Annotated in this window: 11 protein-coding genes; all 11 read left to right on the forward strand. The window is 43.4% G+C overall.

Annotated elements, in window-relative coordinates; translation table 11 throughout:
• Window positions 1-215: 215 nt before the first annotated feature.
• Window positions 216-587: a preprotein translocase subunit SecE gene (gene secE / locus NE535_RS18020; RefSeq protein ID WP_261299965.1), complete on the forward strand. Its 372-nt coding sequence runs from the start codon at window positions 216-218 to the stop codon at window positions 585-587.
• A 10-nt stretch (window positions 588-597) separates the two neighbouring features.
• The gene (gene nusG / locus NE535_RS18025; RefSeq protein ID WP_188843828.1) at window positions 598-1,149 is read left to right on the forward strand and encodes a transcription termination/antitermination protein NusG; all 552 of its coding nucleotides are present in this window, start codon (window positions 598-600) and stop codon (window positions 1,147-1,149) included.
• Between the two features lie 129 nt (window positions 1,150-1,278).
• Window positions 1,279-1,707 (forward strand): 50S ribosomal protein L11, encoded by a 429-nt coding sequence (gene rplK / locus NE535_RS18030; RefSeq protein WP_188843830.1) that lies wholly within the window; start codon window positions 1,279-1,281, stop codon window positions 1,705-1,707.
• Window positions 1,708-1,711: 4 nt separating this feature from the next.
• Entirely contained in the window at window positions 1,712-2,413 is a 702-nt protein-coding gene (gene rplA, locus NE535_RS18035) for a 50S ribosomal protein L1 (RefSeq protein ID WP_261299966.1), read from the forward strand.
• A gap of 276 nt (window positions 2,414-2,689) precedes the next feature.
• Window positions 2,690-3,190, forward strand: a complete 501-nt coding sequence (rplJ, locus tag NE535_RS18040; RefSeq protein WP_261299967.1) for a 50S ribosomal protein L10 — start codon at window positions 2,690-2,692, stop codon at window positions 3,188-3,190.
• Window positions 3,191-3,244: 54 nt separating this feature from the next.
• The gene (gene rplL, locus NE535_RS18045; RefSeq protein ID WP_261299968.1) at window positions 3,245-3,613 is read left to right on the forward strand and encodes a 50S ribosomal protein L7/L12; all 369 of its coding nucleotides are present in this window, start codon (window positions 3,245-3,247) and stop codon (window positions 3,611-3,613) included.
• Window positions 3,614-3,848: 235 nt separating this feature from the next.
• Window positions 3,849-7,880 (forward strand): DNA-directed RNA polymerase subunit beta, encoded by a 4,032-nt coding sequence (rpoB, locus tag NE535_RS18050; RefSeq protein WP_261299969.1) that lies wholly within the window; start codon window positions 3,849-3,851, stop codon window positions 7,878-7,880.
• A gap of 82 nt (window positions 7,881-7,962) precedes the next feature.
• Window positions 7,963-12,189 (forward strand): DNA-directed RNA polymerase subunit beta', encoded by a 4,227-nt coding sequence (rpoC, locus tag NE535_RS18055; protein ID WP_261299970.1) that lies wholly within the window; start codon window positions 7,963-7,965, stop codon window positions 12,187-12,189.
• 174 nt (window positions 12,190-12,363) lie between these two features.
• Window positions 12,364-12,738, forward strand: a complete 375-nt coding sequence (gene rpsL / locus NE535_RS18060; RefSeq protein WP_025823559.1) for a 30S ribosomal protein S12 — start codon at window positions 12,364-12,366, stop codon at window positions 12,736-12,738.
• A gap of 83 nt (window positions 12,739-12,821) precedes the next feature.
• A complete protein-coding gene (rpsG, locus tag NE535_RS18065) occupies window positions 12,822-13,292 on the forward strand; it encodes a 30S ribosomal protein S7 (RefSeq protein WP_226411997.1) in 471 nt (156 codons plus the stop codon).
• Between the two features lie 81 nt (window positions 13,293-13,373).
• On the forward strand, window positions 13,374-15,470 hold the full coding sequence (gene fusA, locus NE535_RS18070) for an elongation factor G (protein WP_261299971.1): 2,097 nt from the start codon (window positions 13,374-13,376) through the stop codon (window positions 15,468-15,470).
• Window positions 15,471-15,571 lie beyond the last annotated feature (101 nt).

Here is a 15,571-nt window from a genome sequence, read left to right on the forward strand (position 1 = left end):
TTTATATGAGTGGCTATGGAATAAAACACAATTTTTTTACCAATTTGTGTTGATTAGATTGCCACTCATGTTGCGAATAAAGCTGAATCAGAATACAATCTATGGCCGATTTTTGACCCTGTGCTGTGATGGTTTCTGGGGGTAGCTCGGAAATGTTGTAACAGATTAGCTGTTACGAAGTAAGCTCAGGTCGTAGTGAGTAACGGAATTAACCGATGACAACAAATACTGAAAGTCAGAGTAACTCTCTGGATATCGTTAAATGGAGCGTTGCTGTTTTGCTAGTCTTAGCAGCAGTTATTGCTAACCAATTTTTTGCAGAAGCCAGTGTTGTGGCTCGTGTTGCTGGCGTAATTGTAACTTTTGCAATTGCTGGTTTCATTGCATTCCAAACCGTGAAAGGTAAGCAAGCACTTTCATTTGCTCATGAAGCACATATTGAAGTGCGTAAAGTGATTTGGCCAACGCGCCAAGAAGCACTTACCACAACGTTTATCGTTCTTGCTGCAACAGGTGTGGTTGCACTGATCCTTTGGGGATTAGACGCAATCTTGTTGCGAGTTGTGAATTTAATTACAGGCGTATAGGCATTTAAACATGACTGAAGCTACAGAAGCGAAAAAAAAATGGTATGTAATTCAAGCCTTTTCTGGCTATGAAGGGCGTGTTTTAAAAACATTGCTTGAGCATATCAAAATGCACAGTATGGAAGCTTACTTTGGTGAGATCCTTGTGCCGACTGAAGAAGTTGTTGAAATGCGTGCAGGTCAACGTCGTAAAAGCGAACGTAAGTTCTTTCCAGGTTATGTATTAGTACAAATGGAAATGAACGATGATAGCTGGCACTTAGTGAAAAGCATTCCTCGAGTAATGGGCTTCATTGGTGGTACATCTGATCGTCCAGCACCGATTTCTGATAAAGAAGCCAACGCGATTTTACAACGTCTACAAGATACTGTTACATCACCTACGCACCGTGTTATGTATGAACCTGGTGAAGTTGTACGTGTATGTGACGGACCATTTGCTGACTTTAACGGCACAATCGAAGAAGTCGATTATGATAAGAACCGCGTTAAAGTTTCTGTAATGATCTTTGGTCGTTCTACGCCTGTAGAGCTTGATTTTAATCAGGTTGAGAAAAGCTGATTAAAATAACCACAAAAAAGTGATTGTTTGCGGGTGTGGATTTTTGTATAATCCGCACCCGTTGTTTTCAGGGGAGCAGATTGGCATGTCGCCGAGATGCGTTTGAACCCAAATAGAGGAAATGTCGACATGGCAAAGAAAATTGAAGCTTATATTAAGCTACAAGTAGCAGCCGGTGCTGCAAACCCGTCTCCACCAGTTGGTCCTGCTTTAGGTCAAAAAGGTGTGAACATTATGGAATTCTGTAAAGCATTCAACGCTCGTACTGAAAAGTTCGAAAAAGGCATGCCAATTCCTGTTGTTATCACTGTATATAACGACCGTTCTTTCACTTTTGAAACTAAGACTCCTCCTGCGTCTTTCCTACTGCTTAAAGCAGCTGGTCTGAAATCAGGTTCTGGCCGTCCTAACACTCAAAAAGTAGGAACTATCAAGCGTAGCGCTGTTCAGGAAATTGCTGAATCTAAAGCCGCTGATATGACTGGTGCTGACATTGAAGCGATGACTCGCTCAATTGAAGGTACTGCACGTTCAATGGGTTTGGTAGTAGAGGACTAATATAATGGCAAAGCTAACTAAGCGCGCTCGCGTTATCCGCGAAAAAGTTGATGCAACAAAATTGTATGACATCAACGAAGCTGTGGCTCTTTTAAAAGAATTAGCTACTGCTAAATTCGTAGAAAGTGTAGACGTAGCTGTAAACCTTGGTATCGATCCTCGTAAATCAGATCAAAACGTGCGTGGTGCTACTGTACTTCCACACGGTACTGGTCGTGACGTTCGTGTTGCTGTATTCACACAAGGCGCAAACGCTGAAGCTGCTAAAGCTGCTGGCGCTGAGCTAGTGGGTATGGAAGATTTAGCTGAACAAGTTAAAGCTGGCGAAATGAACTTTGACGTTGTTATCGCATCACCAGACGCAATGCGCGTTGTTGGTATGTTAGGTCAGATCTTAGGCCCACGTGGTTTAATGCCTAACCCTAAAACTGGTACAGTAACGCCAAACGTTGCTGAAGCAGTTAAGAATGCAAAAGCTGGTCAAGTTCGTTACCGCAACGACAAAAACGGTATTATCCACACTACTATCGGTAAAGTGGATTTCACTGTAGAACAGTTAAAAGACAACTTAGAAGCGTTAGTGTCAGCACTGAAAAAGGCTAAGCCTGCAGTTGCTAAAGGCGTATACGTGAAAAAAGTAAGCATCTCTACCACTATGGGTGCAGGTGTTGCTGTTGACCAAGCTAGCTTGGAAGACATTAAGTAATTTTACAAAATGCGCACATTAGTCTATAATGCGCGCACTTTGTGGGTTGAAGCCGTAATTTAAACATAACTTTTTGAGTTTTGATTAGAAAATCGGCTTCCGTCCAAGACCGCAGGTGTAATTCGTAAGATGCACTTAATTTCCTGCGTAGACGGTGTCAGGCCCCAGCTAATTTTTTTACTGGAAAATCTGCACCGTAAGTATCCAAATACATGTTGTATTTGGTTTGGTAAATACTAGGGAATTAACCCTAGGTGGAATCCAGGAGTAAAGCCAATGGCATTAAGACTCGAAGACAAAAAGGCAATTGTTGCTGAAGTCAACGAAGCTGCCAAAGGTGCACTTTCTGCAGTTGTAGCCGATTCACGCGGCGTAACTGTAGGTGCTATGACCGTTTTGCGTAAAGCTGCTCGCGCTAATGGTGTTTATGTACGTGTAGTACGTAACACTTTAGCTAAGCGTGCTGTTGAAGGTACTTCATTTGAATGCCTAGCAGAAACGTTCACTGGCCCAACTTTACTAGCTTTCTCTACAGAGCACCCAGGTGCTGCAGCGCGTCTTTTAAAAGATTTCGCTAAAGAGCAAGCTAAGTTTGAAGTTAAAGGTGCAGCTTTCGAAGGGGTATTTATCCCTGCAGCTGATATTGATCGTTTAGCGAAACTACCAACATACGAAGAAGCACTAGCTCAGTTAATGATGACTATGAAAGAAGCATCTGCTGGCAAGTTCGTTCGTACATTGGCCGCCCTTCGCGATCAAAAACAAGACGCCGCTTAATTATAAGTTGGCCGCTTAATCAAATTGAATTCAGAACAATAGGAAATATTTCTAATGTCTATCACTAAAGACCAAATCTTAGAAGCTTTTGCAGCAATGTCTGTAATGGAAGTTGTTGAACTAATCGAAGCAATGGAAGAGAAGTTCGGCGTTTCTGCTGCTGCTGCTGTTGTAGCTGGCGGTGCTGATGCTGGTGCAGCTGCTGAAGAACAAACAGAATTCGACGTAATTCTTACTGCACACGGTGCTAACAAAGTTGCAGTAATTAAAGCATTACGTGGCGCAACAGGTTTAGGCCTGAAAGAAGCTAAAACAATGTCTGAATCAGCACCGATCGCTGTTAAAGAAGCTGTTTCTAAAGAAGAAGCTGAAGCACTTAAAGCTGAGTTATTAGCAGCTGGCGCTGAAGTTGAAATCAAGTAAGTTTTAATTAACTTACCTGTCACCTAAGAAATTAGGTGAAGGCTGGCGGTTTTTTAACCGTCGGCCTTTTTTGCGCTTTATGCGCAGGCGATTTTTATTCACCGTTTATCGCCAGTTTTAGCAGTTCCTAGCAGAGATTACTGGTTAGGTTCTTGCGACAACGGTGACGGGCAAACGTGCTGATTTAATTAAATTTATTTCAGTCTTGGTCACATTTCGTAAGTAGAGGAAACCCATGGTTTACTCCTATTCTGAAAAGAAGCGTATTCGCAAAGACTTTGGTAAGCGTCCAAAAGTTTTGGACATCCCTTATTTATTGTCTATCCAGTTAGACTCTTTTAAGAAGTTCACCGATCAAGATCCTACGGGTGAGCGCGGTTTTGAAGCGGCATTTCGTAGCGTTTTTCCTATCAAGAGCTTTTCTGGTTACTCTGAGCTGCAATATGTTAGCTATAAACTAGGCGAGCCAGTTTTTGATGTGAAAGAATGTCAGATCCGCGGTGTCACTTATTCAGCGCCATTACGCGTAAAATTACGCATGGTGTTGTTTGATCGTGAAGCTGCAGCTGGCACAGTAAAAGATATTAAAGAACAAGAAGTCTACATGGGTGATATCCCATTGATGACTGAAAATGGTACGTTTGTTATTAACGGTACTGAACGTGTAATCGTTTCTCAATTACACCGTAGTCCTGGCGTATTCTTTGATCATGACCGTGGTAAAACCCACTCTTCTGGTAAGGTGCTGTATAACGCACGTATTATTCCTTACCGTGGTTCATGGCTTGACTTTGAATTCGACCCTAAAGACGCATTGTTCGTCCGTATTGACCGTCGCCGTAAATTACCAGCGACTATCATGCTACGTGCGTTAGATTTTTCAACCCAAGACATCTTAGACTTATTCTTTGAACGTATTCAGTTCAAGATTAAGAAAGATTCTTTAGTGATGGCATTAGTACCTGATCGCTTACGTGGCGAAACAGCAAGCTATGACATTAAAGATGCTGAAGGCAGTCTGTTAGTTGAAGCTGGTCGTCGTATAACTGCGCGCCATATTAAGCAACTTGAAAAAACCAACACAAATGAGCTTGAAGTGCCAGTTGATTACATTGTTGGTAAGTATGCTGCACAAGATTACATCGATGAAGATACTGGTGAAGTATTAGTTACGGCTAACACTGAAATCACCTTAGAAGATTTAGCTAATTTATCTTTAGCTGGCATCAAAGACATTGATACTTTGTTTATCAATGATCTTGATCACGGTGCTTACATCGCTGATACCTTACGTATCGATTCAACAACTAACCGCTTAGAAGCATTAGTTGAAATTTATCGTATGATGCGTCCTGGCGAGCCACCAACTAAAGATGCAGCTGAAGGTTTATTCCAAAACCTATTCTTCAGTGAAGAACGTTATGACTTATCAAAAGTAGGTCGTATGAAGTTCAACCGTCGTCTTGAAATTGCTGAAGACGAAGGCACTGGCGTATTGTCTAAAGAAGACATCGTTTGCGTTATGAAGAAAATCATCGAAATCCGTAACGGTTACGATGAAGTCGACGATATTGACCACTTAGGTAACCGTCGTATTCGTAGCGTAGGTGAAATGGCTGAAAACCAATTCCGTGTTGGTCTAGTACGTGTTGAGCGTGCAGTTCGTGAACGTCTATCTTTAGGCGATCTAAACGAGCTTATGCCACAGGACTTAATTAACGCTAAGCCTATATCTGCGGCAGTGAAAGAATTTTTCGGTTCTTCACAGCTTTCTCAGTTTATGGATCAAAACAACCCGCTATCAGAAGTAACGCATAAGCGTCGTATTTCTGCACTTGGCCCAGGTGGTTTGACTCGTGAACGTGCAGGCTTCGAAGTCCGTGACGTACATCCAACTCACTACGGTCGTTTATGTCCAATTGAGACTCCTGAGGGTCCAAACATTGGTCTAATCAACTCGCTAGCAAGTTTTGCGCGTACTAACTCTTATGGTTTCTTAGAAACACCTTACCGCAAGGTAGTTGATGGTGTGATTACTGATGAAGTTGAATACTTATCAGCAATCGAAGAAGGCCGTTATGTTATTGCACAGGCAAACATTGAAGTTGATGCAGATGGCCGTATGGTTGAAGAACAAATTGCGTGTCGTCATAAAGGTGAATCAACCTTTATGCGTGCTGCTGATGTTCAATATATGGACGTATCACCACAACAGATTATTTCTGTTGCGGCATCACTTATTCCGTTCTTAGAACACGATGATGCTAACCGTGCATTGATGGGTGCAAACATGCAACGTCAAGCCGTTCCTACTTTACGTGCTGATAAGCCGTTAGTGGGTACTGGTATTGAACGTACTCTTGCTGTTGACTCTGGTGTGGTTGTGGCTGCAAAACGTGGTGGTGTTGTTGACTACGTAGATGCGAGCCGTATCGTTGTTAAAGTAAATGAAGATGAGCTACGCCCAGGTGAAGCCGGTATCGACATCTACAACTTAACTAAGTACACCCGTTCTAACCAAAACACTTGTATTAACCAACGCCCATGTTGTTTTGTTGGTGAGCCAGTGGTTCGTGGTGACGTGTTAGCTGATGGCCCATCTACCGACTTAGGTGATCTGGCTCTTGGTCAAAACATGCGTATCGCATTCATGCCTTGGAACGGTTATAACTTCGAAGATTCGATCTTAATTTCTGAGCGCGTAGCGCAAGAAGACCGTTTCACTACTATTCACATTCAAGAATTATCATGTATTGCACGTGATACTAAACTTGGAAGTGAAGAGATCACTGCTGATATTCCAAACGTAGGTGAGTCTGCTTTATCTAAATTAGATGAGTCAGGTATCGTTTACATTGGTGCTGAAGTGAAAGGTGGCGACATTCTAGTTGGTAAAGTGACACCTAAAGGTGAAACTCAGCTAACTCCAGAAGAGAAGCTATTGCGTGCGATCTTCGGTGAAAAAGCCTCTGATGTTAAGGACAGCTCTTTACGTGTACCTAACTCTGTTAAAGGTACCATCATCGACGTACAAGTGTTTACTCGTGACGGCGTAGAAAAAGATAAGCGTGCGCTTGAAATTGAAGACATGCACGTTCGTCAAGCTCGTAAAGATTTGGGCGAAGAGTTCAAAATCCTTGAAGACGGTGTGTTAGGTCGTGCGCGTAACTTATTATTAGCTGCTGGCTTCTCTGAAGCTAAATTAGCTGAGTTACCACGTAAAGACTTACTTATTCAAGTCATTGACGATGAAACAAAACAAACTGAACTAGAACAGTTAGCAGAACAGCACGAAGAGCTGCGCGCTGACTTTGATAAGAAGTTTGAAATCAAACGTCGTAAAATTACTCAAGGTGATGACTTAGCACCTGGTGTTCTGAAAATTGTTAAGGTTTACTTAGCCGTTAAACGTACTATCCAGCCTGGTGATAAGATGGCGGGTCGTCATGGTAACAAAGGTGTTATCTCGAAGATTTGTCCAGTTGAAGATATGCCATACGATCATGAAGGTAATCCTGTAGATATCGTACTAAACCCATTGGGCGTACCATCGCGTATGAACATCGGTCAGGTACTTGAAGTCCACATGGGTGCTGCCGCTAAAGGTATCGGTAATCGTATTACCGCTATGCTTGAAGAGCAGCGCGAACTTGCTGAACTTCGTGATTATATCAAGCAGGTTTATGAGTTAGGTGATGACGTGTTACAACGCGTTGATATCGATTCATTCTCTGATGATGAAATTATGCGTCTTGCCAAAAATCTCAAGGGTGGTATTCCAATTGCTACTCCAGCATTCGATGGTGCAAAAGAGAAAGAGATCAAGCAAATGCTTGAGCTTGCAGGCCTACCTACTTCTGGCCAGCTATCATTATATGATGGCCGTACCGGTAACGAATTTGAGCGTAAAGTAACTGTTGGTTACATGTATATGCTCAAACTGAACCACTTAGTTGATGACAAGATGCACGCCCGTTCTACCGGTTCGTACAGCTTAGTAACTCAACAACCATTGGGCGGTAAAGCTCAATTCGGTGGTCAGCGTTTCGGTGAGATGGAAGTGTGGGCACTTGAAGCATACGGTGCAGCTTATACTCTACAGGAAATGCTAACAGTTAAGTCAGATGACGTTAACGGTCGTACTCAGATGTATAAAAACATCGTCGACGGTAACCATCAGATGCAACCAGGCATGCCTGAGTCTTTCAACGTATTGTTGAAGGAAATTCGTTCACTTGGTATTAATATCGAGCTGGATCAAGAGTAAGCATCGCACTTAAGCAATGTTTGGTAACCAAGGGTGCTTTGCACATGCAAAGCACCTGGTTTAACTCCTTCAGGAGAGAAACGTGAAAGACTTATTAAAGTTTCTTAAACAGCAAAGCAAGACTGAAGAATTTAACGGTATTAAAATTGGTTTGGCTTCGCCAGATCTAATCCGTTCTTGGTCATTTGGTGAAGTTAAAAAGCCAGAAACCATTAACTACCGTACATTCAAGCCTGAGCGTGAAGGTTTGTTCTGTGCGCGTATCTTTGGTCCAGTTAAAGATTACGAATGTTTGTGTGGTAAATACAAACGTCTTAAGCACCGTGGTGTAATTTGTGAAAAGTGTGGCGTAGAAGTTACCCAGACTAAAGTGCGTCGTGAGCGCATGGGTCACATTGAACTGGCAAGCCCAGTTGCCCATATTTGGTTCTTAAAATCACTTCCGTCTCGTATCGGCTTAATGCTTGATATGACGTTACGTGATATTGAACGCGTACTGTACTTTGAATCATTTGTTGTGATCGAGCCTGGCATGACCACGCTTGAGCGCGGCCAAATGCTAACTGAAGAGACGTATTTAGATGCGTTAGAAGAGTACGGCGATGAGTTCGAAGCTAAGATGGGTGCTGAAGCAGTTCTAGAATTGCTACGAGCTATCGATCTTGAGCAACAAATCGAGCAAATGCGCGAAGAATTACCATCAATCAATTCAGAAACTCGTCGCAAGAAAGTGACCAAGCGTTTGAAATTGATGGAAGCATTCTTCACTTCTGGCAACAAGCCAGAGTGGATGATCTTAAAAGTATTACCGGTTCTTCCACCTGATTTACGTCCATTAGTGCCGTTAGATGGTGGTCGTTTCGCGACATCTGATCTTAACGATCTATACCGTCGTGTGATTAACCGTAACAACCGTTTGAAGCGTCTATTAGACCTAGCTGCACCAGATATTATCGTACGTAACGAAAAGCGTATGTTACAAGAATCTGTTGATGCGCTATTAGATAACGGTCGTCGTGGTCGCGCTATCACGGGTTCTAACAAGCGTCCGCTTAAATCTTTGGCCGATATGATCAAAGGTAAGCAAGGTCGTTTCCGTCAGAACTTACTAGGTAAGCGTGTTGACTATTCTGGTCGTTCGGTTATTACCGTAGGTCCTACTTTACGTTTGCATCAGTGTGGTCTTCCTAAGAAGATGGCACTTGAGCTATTCAAACCATTTATTTATGGCAAATTAGAAGGTCGTGGCCTAGCTACAACTATCAAAGCTGCTAAGAAAATGGTTGAGCGTGAGCAGGCTGAAGTATGGGATGTGTTAGACGAAGTGATTCGTGAACATCCAGTTATGCTTAACCGTGCACCAACACTTCACAGATTGGGTATTCAAGCATTTGAACCTGTTCTGATTGAAGGTAAAGCGATTCAATTACACCCGTTAGTTTGTGCGGCATACAACGCCGACTTCGACGGTGACCAAATGGCGGTACACGTACCATTAACGCTTGAAGCTCAGTTAGAAGCTCGTGCGCTAATGATGTCTACCAACAACATTTTGTCACCGGCTAACGGTGAGCCAGTAATTACTCCGTCTCAGGACGTAGTATTAGGTTTGTACTACACTAGCCGTGACCGTATTAACGGTAAAGGTGAAGGCATGGCATTCGCTTCAGTAGCTGAAGTCGAAAAAGCTTACGCTACCGGTGCTGCTGAATTACACGCTCGCGTTAAAGTACGAATTACTGAAACCCATATTGCTGATGATGGCGAAAAAACAAAAGCAACGCGCATTGTTGATACAACAGTCGGTCGCGCTTTGTTATCGTTAATTCTGCCTGAAGGTTTATCTTATGATCTGGTTAACCAGAACATGGGTAAGAAGCAGATTTCTAAACTGTTGAACACTTGTTATCGCCAATTAGGTCTTAAAGATACGGTTATCTTCGCTGACCAATTGATGTATACCGGTTTCCGTTTTGCAACCATTTCAGGTGCCTCAGTAGGTATCGATGATATGGTTATTCCAGACGAGAAATACACCTTAGTAGCTGACGCTGAAGCTGAAGTGCTTGAAATTCAAGAGCAGTTCCAATCTGGTCTAGTCACCGCTGGTGAACGTTACAACAAAGTTATCGATATCTGGGCATCTGCCAACGAAAAAGTATCGAAAGCGATGATGGAAAACCTCTCGACTGAGACTGTGATCAATCGTGATGGCGTACCTGAGCAACAAGCTTCGTTTAACAGCATCTATATGATGGCTGACTCGGGTGCTCGTGGTAGTGCTGCACAGATCCGTCAGTTAGCGGGTATGCGTGGTCTGATGGCTAAGCCAGACGGCTCGATCATCGAAACACCAATTACGGCCAACTTCCGTGAAGGTCTAAACGTACTTCAGTACTTTATTTCTACTCACGGTGCGCGTAAAGGTCTTGCCGATACCGCATTGAAAACAGCTAACTCGGGTTATCTAACTCGTCGTCTTGTTGACGTTGCTCAAGACTTAGTTGTTGTTGAAGATGATTGTGGTGTTGAGCACGGTCTAACAATGAAGCCGCTAATTGAAGGTGGTGATGTTGTTGAGCCATTACGTGAACGTGTATTGGGTCGTGTTGTTGCTATCGACGTATTGAAGCCTGGTACTGAAGAGATTCTTGCGCCGCGTAATACATTACTAGATGAAGCATGGTGTGACACGTTAGAAGAGCACAGCGTTGACGAAGTTATCGTTCGCTCTGTAATCACGTGTGATACTGACTTTGGTGTGTGTGCGGCATGTTATGGCCGTGACTTAGCACGTGGTCATATCATTAACCATGGTGAAGCGATTGGTGTTGTTGCAGCACAGTCAATTGGTGAGCCAGGTACACAGCTTACCATGCGTACGTTCCACATTGGTGGTGCGGCATCTCGTGCGTCAGCAGAAAACAACGTTCAAGTTAAGAACGCGGGTTCTCTGAAGCTACATAATGCGAAGCATGTTTCAAACATCGACGGTAAACTTGTAATCGTATCTCGTTCTTCTGAACTTGCTATCATCGATGAGCTAGGTCGTGAGAAAGAGCGTTATAAAGTACCTTATGGTACCGTGTTAGAAAAATTGGAAGACAGTGAAGTTACCGCTGGCGAAATTATCGCTAACTGGGATCCACATACTCACCCAATTATTTCTGAAGTTGCGGGTACGGTTAAGTTTGTTGACATGATCGACGGCGTAACCATGACACGTCAAACTGACGAGTTAACAGGTCTTTCTTCTGTTGTCGTACTTGACGTTGGTGCTCGTACGTCAGCAGGTAAAGAAATGCGTCCTGCTATTCGCTTAGTCGATGCTGATGGTAATGACTTAATGATCCCTGGTACTGAAGTACCGGCTCAATACTTCTTACCAGGTAACGCGATTGTAGCAAAAGACGATAACGCGAAAATTAACGTTGGTGACGCTTTAGCTCGTATTCCTCAAGAATCGTCTAAAACACGCGACATCACCGGTGGTCTTCCACGTGTTGCTGACTTGTTCGAAGCGCGTAAGCCAAAAGAGCCTGCAATTCTTGCAGAAATCTCAGGTACCATCTCGTTTGGTAAAGAGACTAAAGGTAAGCGTCGTTTAGTGATTACTCCAGCTGATGGTAACGATCACTATGAAGAGATGATCCCTAAGTGGCGTAACTTAAACGTGTTCGAAGGTGAAAAAGTTGAACGCGGTGAAGTTATTGCTGACGGCCCAGAAGCGGCACACGACATTCTACGTCTTCGTGGTATTCATCATGTAGCTAACTACATTGTGAACGAAGTACAGGATGTTTACCGTCTTCAGGGTGTAAAGATCAACGATAAGCATATCGAAGTGATCATTCGTCAGATGCTACGCAAGTGTATTATCACTTCAGCAGGTGACAGTGAGTTCTTAGAAGGCGAGCAAGCAGAAGTTGCACGCGTTAAGATCGCTAACCGCGAACTTGAAGCACAGGGCAAAATGCCTGCACTGTTTGAACGTGAATTATTAGGTATTACTAAAGCTTCTTTAGCGACCGAATCATTCATTTCAGCAGCATCGTTCCAAGAAACGACTCGTGTACTAACCGAAGCTGCCGTTGGTGGTAAGAGCGATCCATTACGTGGACTGAAAGAAAACGTAATCGTTGGCCGTTTGATCCCAGCTGGTACTGGTTACGCATATCACAAGACTCGTAACGAAGAACGCGCTAAAGCAGCAAGCAAAGGTGGCAAAGTTGAAGCAACTACTGTTACTGCAAGCGAAGCTGAACAGAACCTAGCAGACCTACTTAACTTGGCAGGAAGTCAGGATTAAGTTGCAAAACTGTTAAAAAAGGCGCCAATGGCGCCTTTTTTCTTCGAATTTCGATCAAAAGTTGGCTATTTCTTGACAGAATGGCATTACCTTTCTAAAATTCCGCGTCCCATCATTGTGGGATATAGATTTTTCACACCTAATTGTTGAGTAATTCAACTGTCGGAGCTATACATGGCAACTGTAAACCAGTTGGTACGTAAGCCACGTGCGCCAAAAGTCGAAAAGACTAATGTGCCTGCGTTGAATGCGTGCCCACAAAAACGTGGTGTTTGTACTCGTGTGTACACTACAACACCTAAAAAACCTAACTCTGCACTACGTAAAGTAGCTCGTGTGCGTCTAACTAACGGTTTCGAAGTAACTTCGTACATCGGTGGTGAAGGCCATAACTTGCAGGAACACAGTGTTATCCTAATCCGTGGTGGTCGTGTTAAAGACTTACCTGGTGTGCGTTACCACACTGTTCGTGGCGCATTAGACTGTGCTGGCGTGACTACACGTCGCCAAGGCCGTTCTAAGTACGGTGCTAAGCGTCCTAAGTCTTAACGTATCCCGTTAAAAGTAAGGCCAAGCTAGTATTTATTTAACATTCCAGTTTTGGAAATACCTGAAGCATACGGAGAATTGATATGCCAAGACGTCGCGTTGTAGGACAACGTAAAATCCTACCAGATCCAAAGTTTCACAGTGAGTTGTTGGCTAAGTTCATCAACGTCATTATGCAGGACGGCAAAAAGTCGACTGCAGAAAAAATTATCTACAAGGCACTAGATGTTGTCGCTGAAAAGAAAAGCGAAGATCATTTAAGTATCCTTGAAGCAGCTCTTGATAACGTTCGCCCATCAGTCGAGGTTAAATCTCGTCGTGTTGGTGGTTCAACGTATCAAGTACCATGTGAAGTTCGTCCAGTGCGTCGTAACGCACTAGCGATGCGCTGGTTAGTTGAAGCTGCTCGCAAGCGTGGTGAAAAATCTATGGCTCTACGTCTAGCAGGTGAAATGCTAGATGCGTCTGAAAACAAAGGTACTGCTGTTAAGAAGCGTGAAGACGTGCATCGCATGGCTGAAGCTAACAAAGCCTTTGCTCATTACCGTTGGTAATATAATGGAGCGGGCATTAGCCCGCTCCATATTGTTGATATTGTCTAAAGCAAAATTTGTTTTAGTTGAGAGGGTATAAAAGTGGCTCGTACAACCCCAATTGAGCGTTACCGTAATATCGGTATTGTTGCTCATGTGGATGCAGGTAAAACTACCACAACAGAACGTGTTCTGTTCTATACCGGTCTGTCTCATAAAATTGGTGAGGTGCATGACGGCGCCGCCACAACGGACTGGATGGTACAAGAGCAAGAGCGTGGTATTACTATTACCTCTGCTGCTGTTACCACCTTCTGGCGTGGTATGGATGCTCAGTACACTGAACACCGTATTAATATCATCGATACCCCAGGTCACGTTGATTTTACAATTGAAGTAGAGCGTTCGTTACGTGTATTAGATGGTGCAGTAGTTGTTTTCTGCGGCTCATCTGGCGTTGAACCTCAATCAGAAACCGTATGGCGTCAGGCTGACAAATACCGCGTTCCGCGCATTGTGTTTGTTAACAAGATGGACCGTACTGGTGCTGACTTTGATCGTGTGATCAAGCAAATCCGTAATCGTCTTGGAGCGACTTGTGTGCCTATTCAAATGAATATTGGTACAGAAGAAGATTTCAAAGGGGTTATTGATTTGATTAAGATGAAAGCCATCAACTGGTCTGAAGAAGATCAAGGGATGACATTCACTTATGAAGAAATTCCTGCACATCTTGCTGCTAAAGCAGCAGAGATGCATGAGTATCTCGTGGAAGCAGCTGCTGAAGCCTCTGAAGAGTTAATGGATAAATACCTTGAAGAAGGTGAATTGACAGAAACAGAAATCAAGCAAGCACTGCGTCAGCGCACAATTAACAATGAAATTGTCTTAGCAACTTGTGGTTCTGCATTTAAGAACAAAGGTGTTCAGGCTGTGTTAGATGCGGTTGTTGACTTTTTACCAGCGCCTATTGATGTACCTGCAATTAAAGGTATTGACGAGAACGAAGAAGAAGTTGAACGTCCATCTGACGATAATGCGCCATTTGCCGCATTGGCATTTAAAATTGCGACTGATCCATTTGTTGGTACATTAACCTTTATTCGTGTTTATTCCGGCGTACTGCAAACCGGTGCAGCCGTTTATAACTCTGTTAAACAGAAGCGTGAACGGATTGGTCGTATGGTGCAAATGCACGCAAACGACCGTACTGAGTTAAAAGAAGTGCGTGCGGGTGATATTGCCGCGGCTATTGGTTTAAAAGAAGTAACAACGGGTGATACTCTTTGCGATAATGATCACAAAGTGATTCTTGAGCGCATGGAGTTCCCGGAACCGGTAATTACCATTGCCGTTGAGCCTCGTTCAAAAGCAGACCAAGATAAAATGGGAATTGCGCTGCAAAAATTAGCAGCGGAAGATCCATCATTCAAAGTCGAAACAGATCAAGATTCAGCTCAAACACTGATCTCTGGAATGGGTGAGCTACACTTAGACATTATCGTTGACCGTATGCGTCGCGAATTCAGTGTCGAGTGTAATGTAGGTAAACCACAAGTTGCCTACCGCGAAACAATTCGTTCAAGTGTTGAAGTGGAAGGTAAGTTCGTACGTCAATCTGGTGGCCGAGGTCAATTTGGTCATGTGTGGCTTAAAATAGAGCCCCGCGAAGAAGGTGAAGGCTACGAATTTGTTAACGATACCGTGGGTGGTGTTATTCCTCGTGAGTACATTCCTGCCGTTGACAAAGGTATTCAAGAACAGATGAAGAACGGCGTATTAGCTGGCTACCCTGTGCTTGACGTTAAGGTCACTTTATTCGATGGTTCATATCATGATGTGGACTCGAATGAAATGGCATTTAAAATTGCAGGTTCTATGGGCTTCAAAAAGGGTGCGCTTGAAGCAAGCCCTGTGTTGCTCGAACCTTGTATGAAAGTAGAAGTGACTACACCTGAAAATTATATGGGCGACGTAGTAGGTGACTTAAACCGCCGTCGTGGCATAATTGAAGGAATGGATGATGGCATCGCTGGTGTTAAAATTATCCAAGCAGTAGTCCCTCTATCTGAAATGTTTGGTTATGCGACTGATTTGCGCTCTGCATCTCAGGGTCGTGCTTCTTACTCTATGGAGTTTTTGAAGTACGCAGATGCACCGCAAAACATTGCAAAAGCGATTATAGAATCTCGTAACTAATATTGGTTACGGCATAAATGTTATATTGCTCGAATTAAACGAGCACTTCTGAAAAGAAAGGAATATATCGTGGCAAAAGCTAAATTTGAACGTAATAAGCC

This window comes from Shewanella holmiensis, assembly GCF_025370255.1.
Taxonomy (GTDB): Bacteria; Pseudomonadota; Gammaproteobacteria; order Enterobacterales; family Shewanellaceae; genus Shewanella; species Shewanella holmiensis.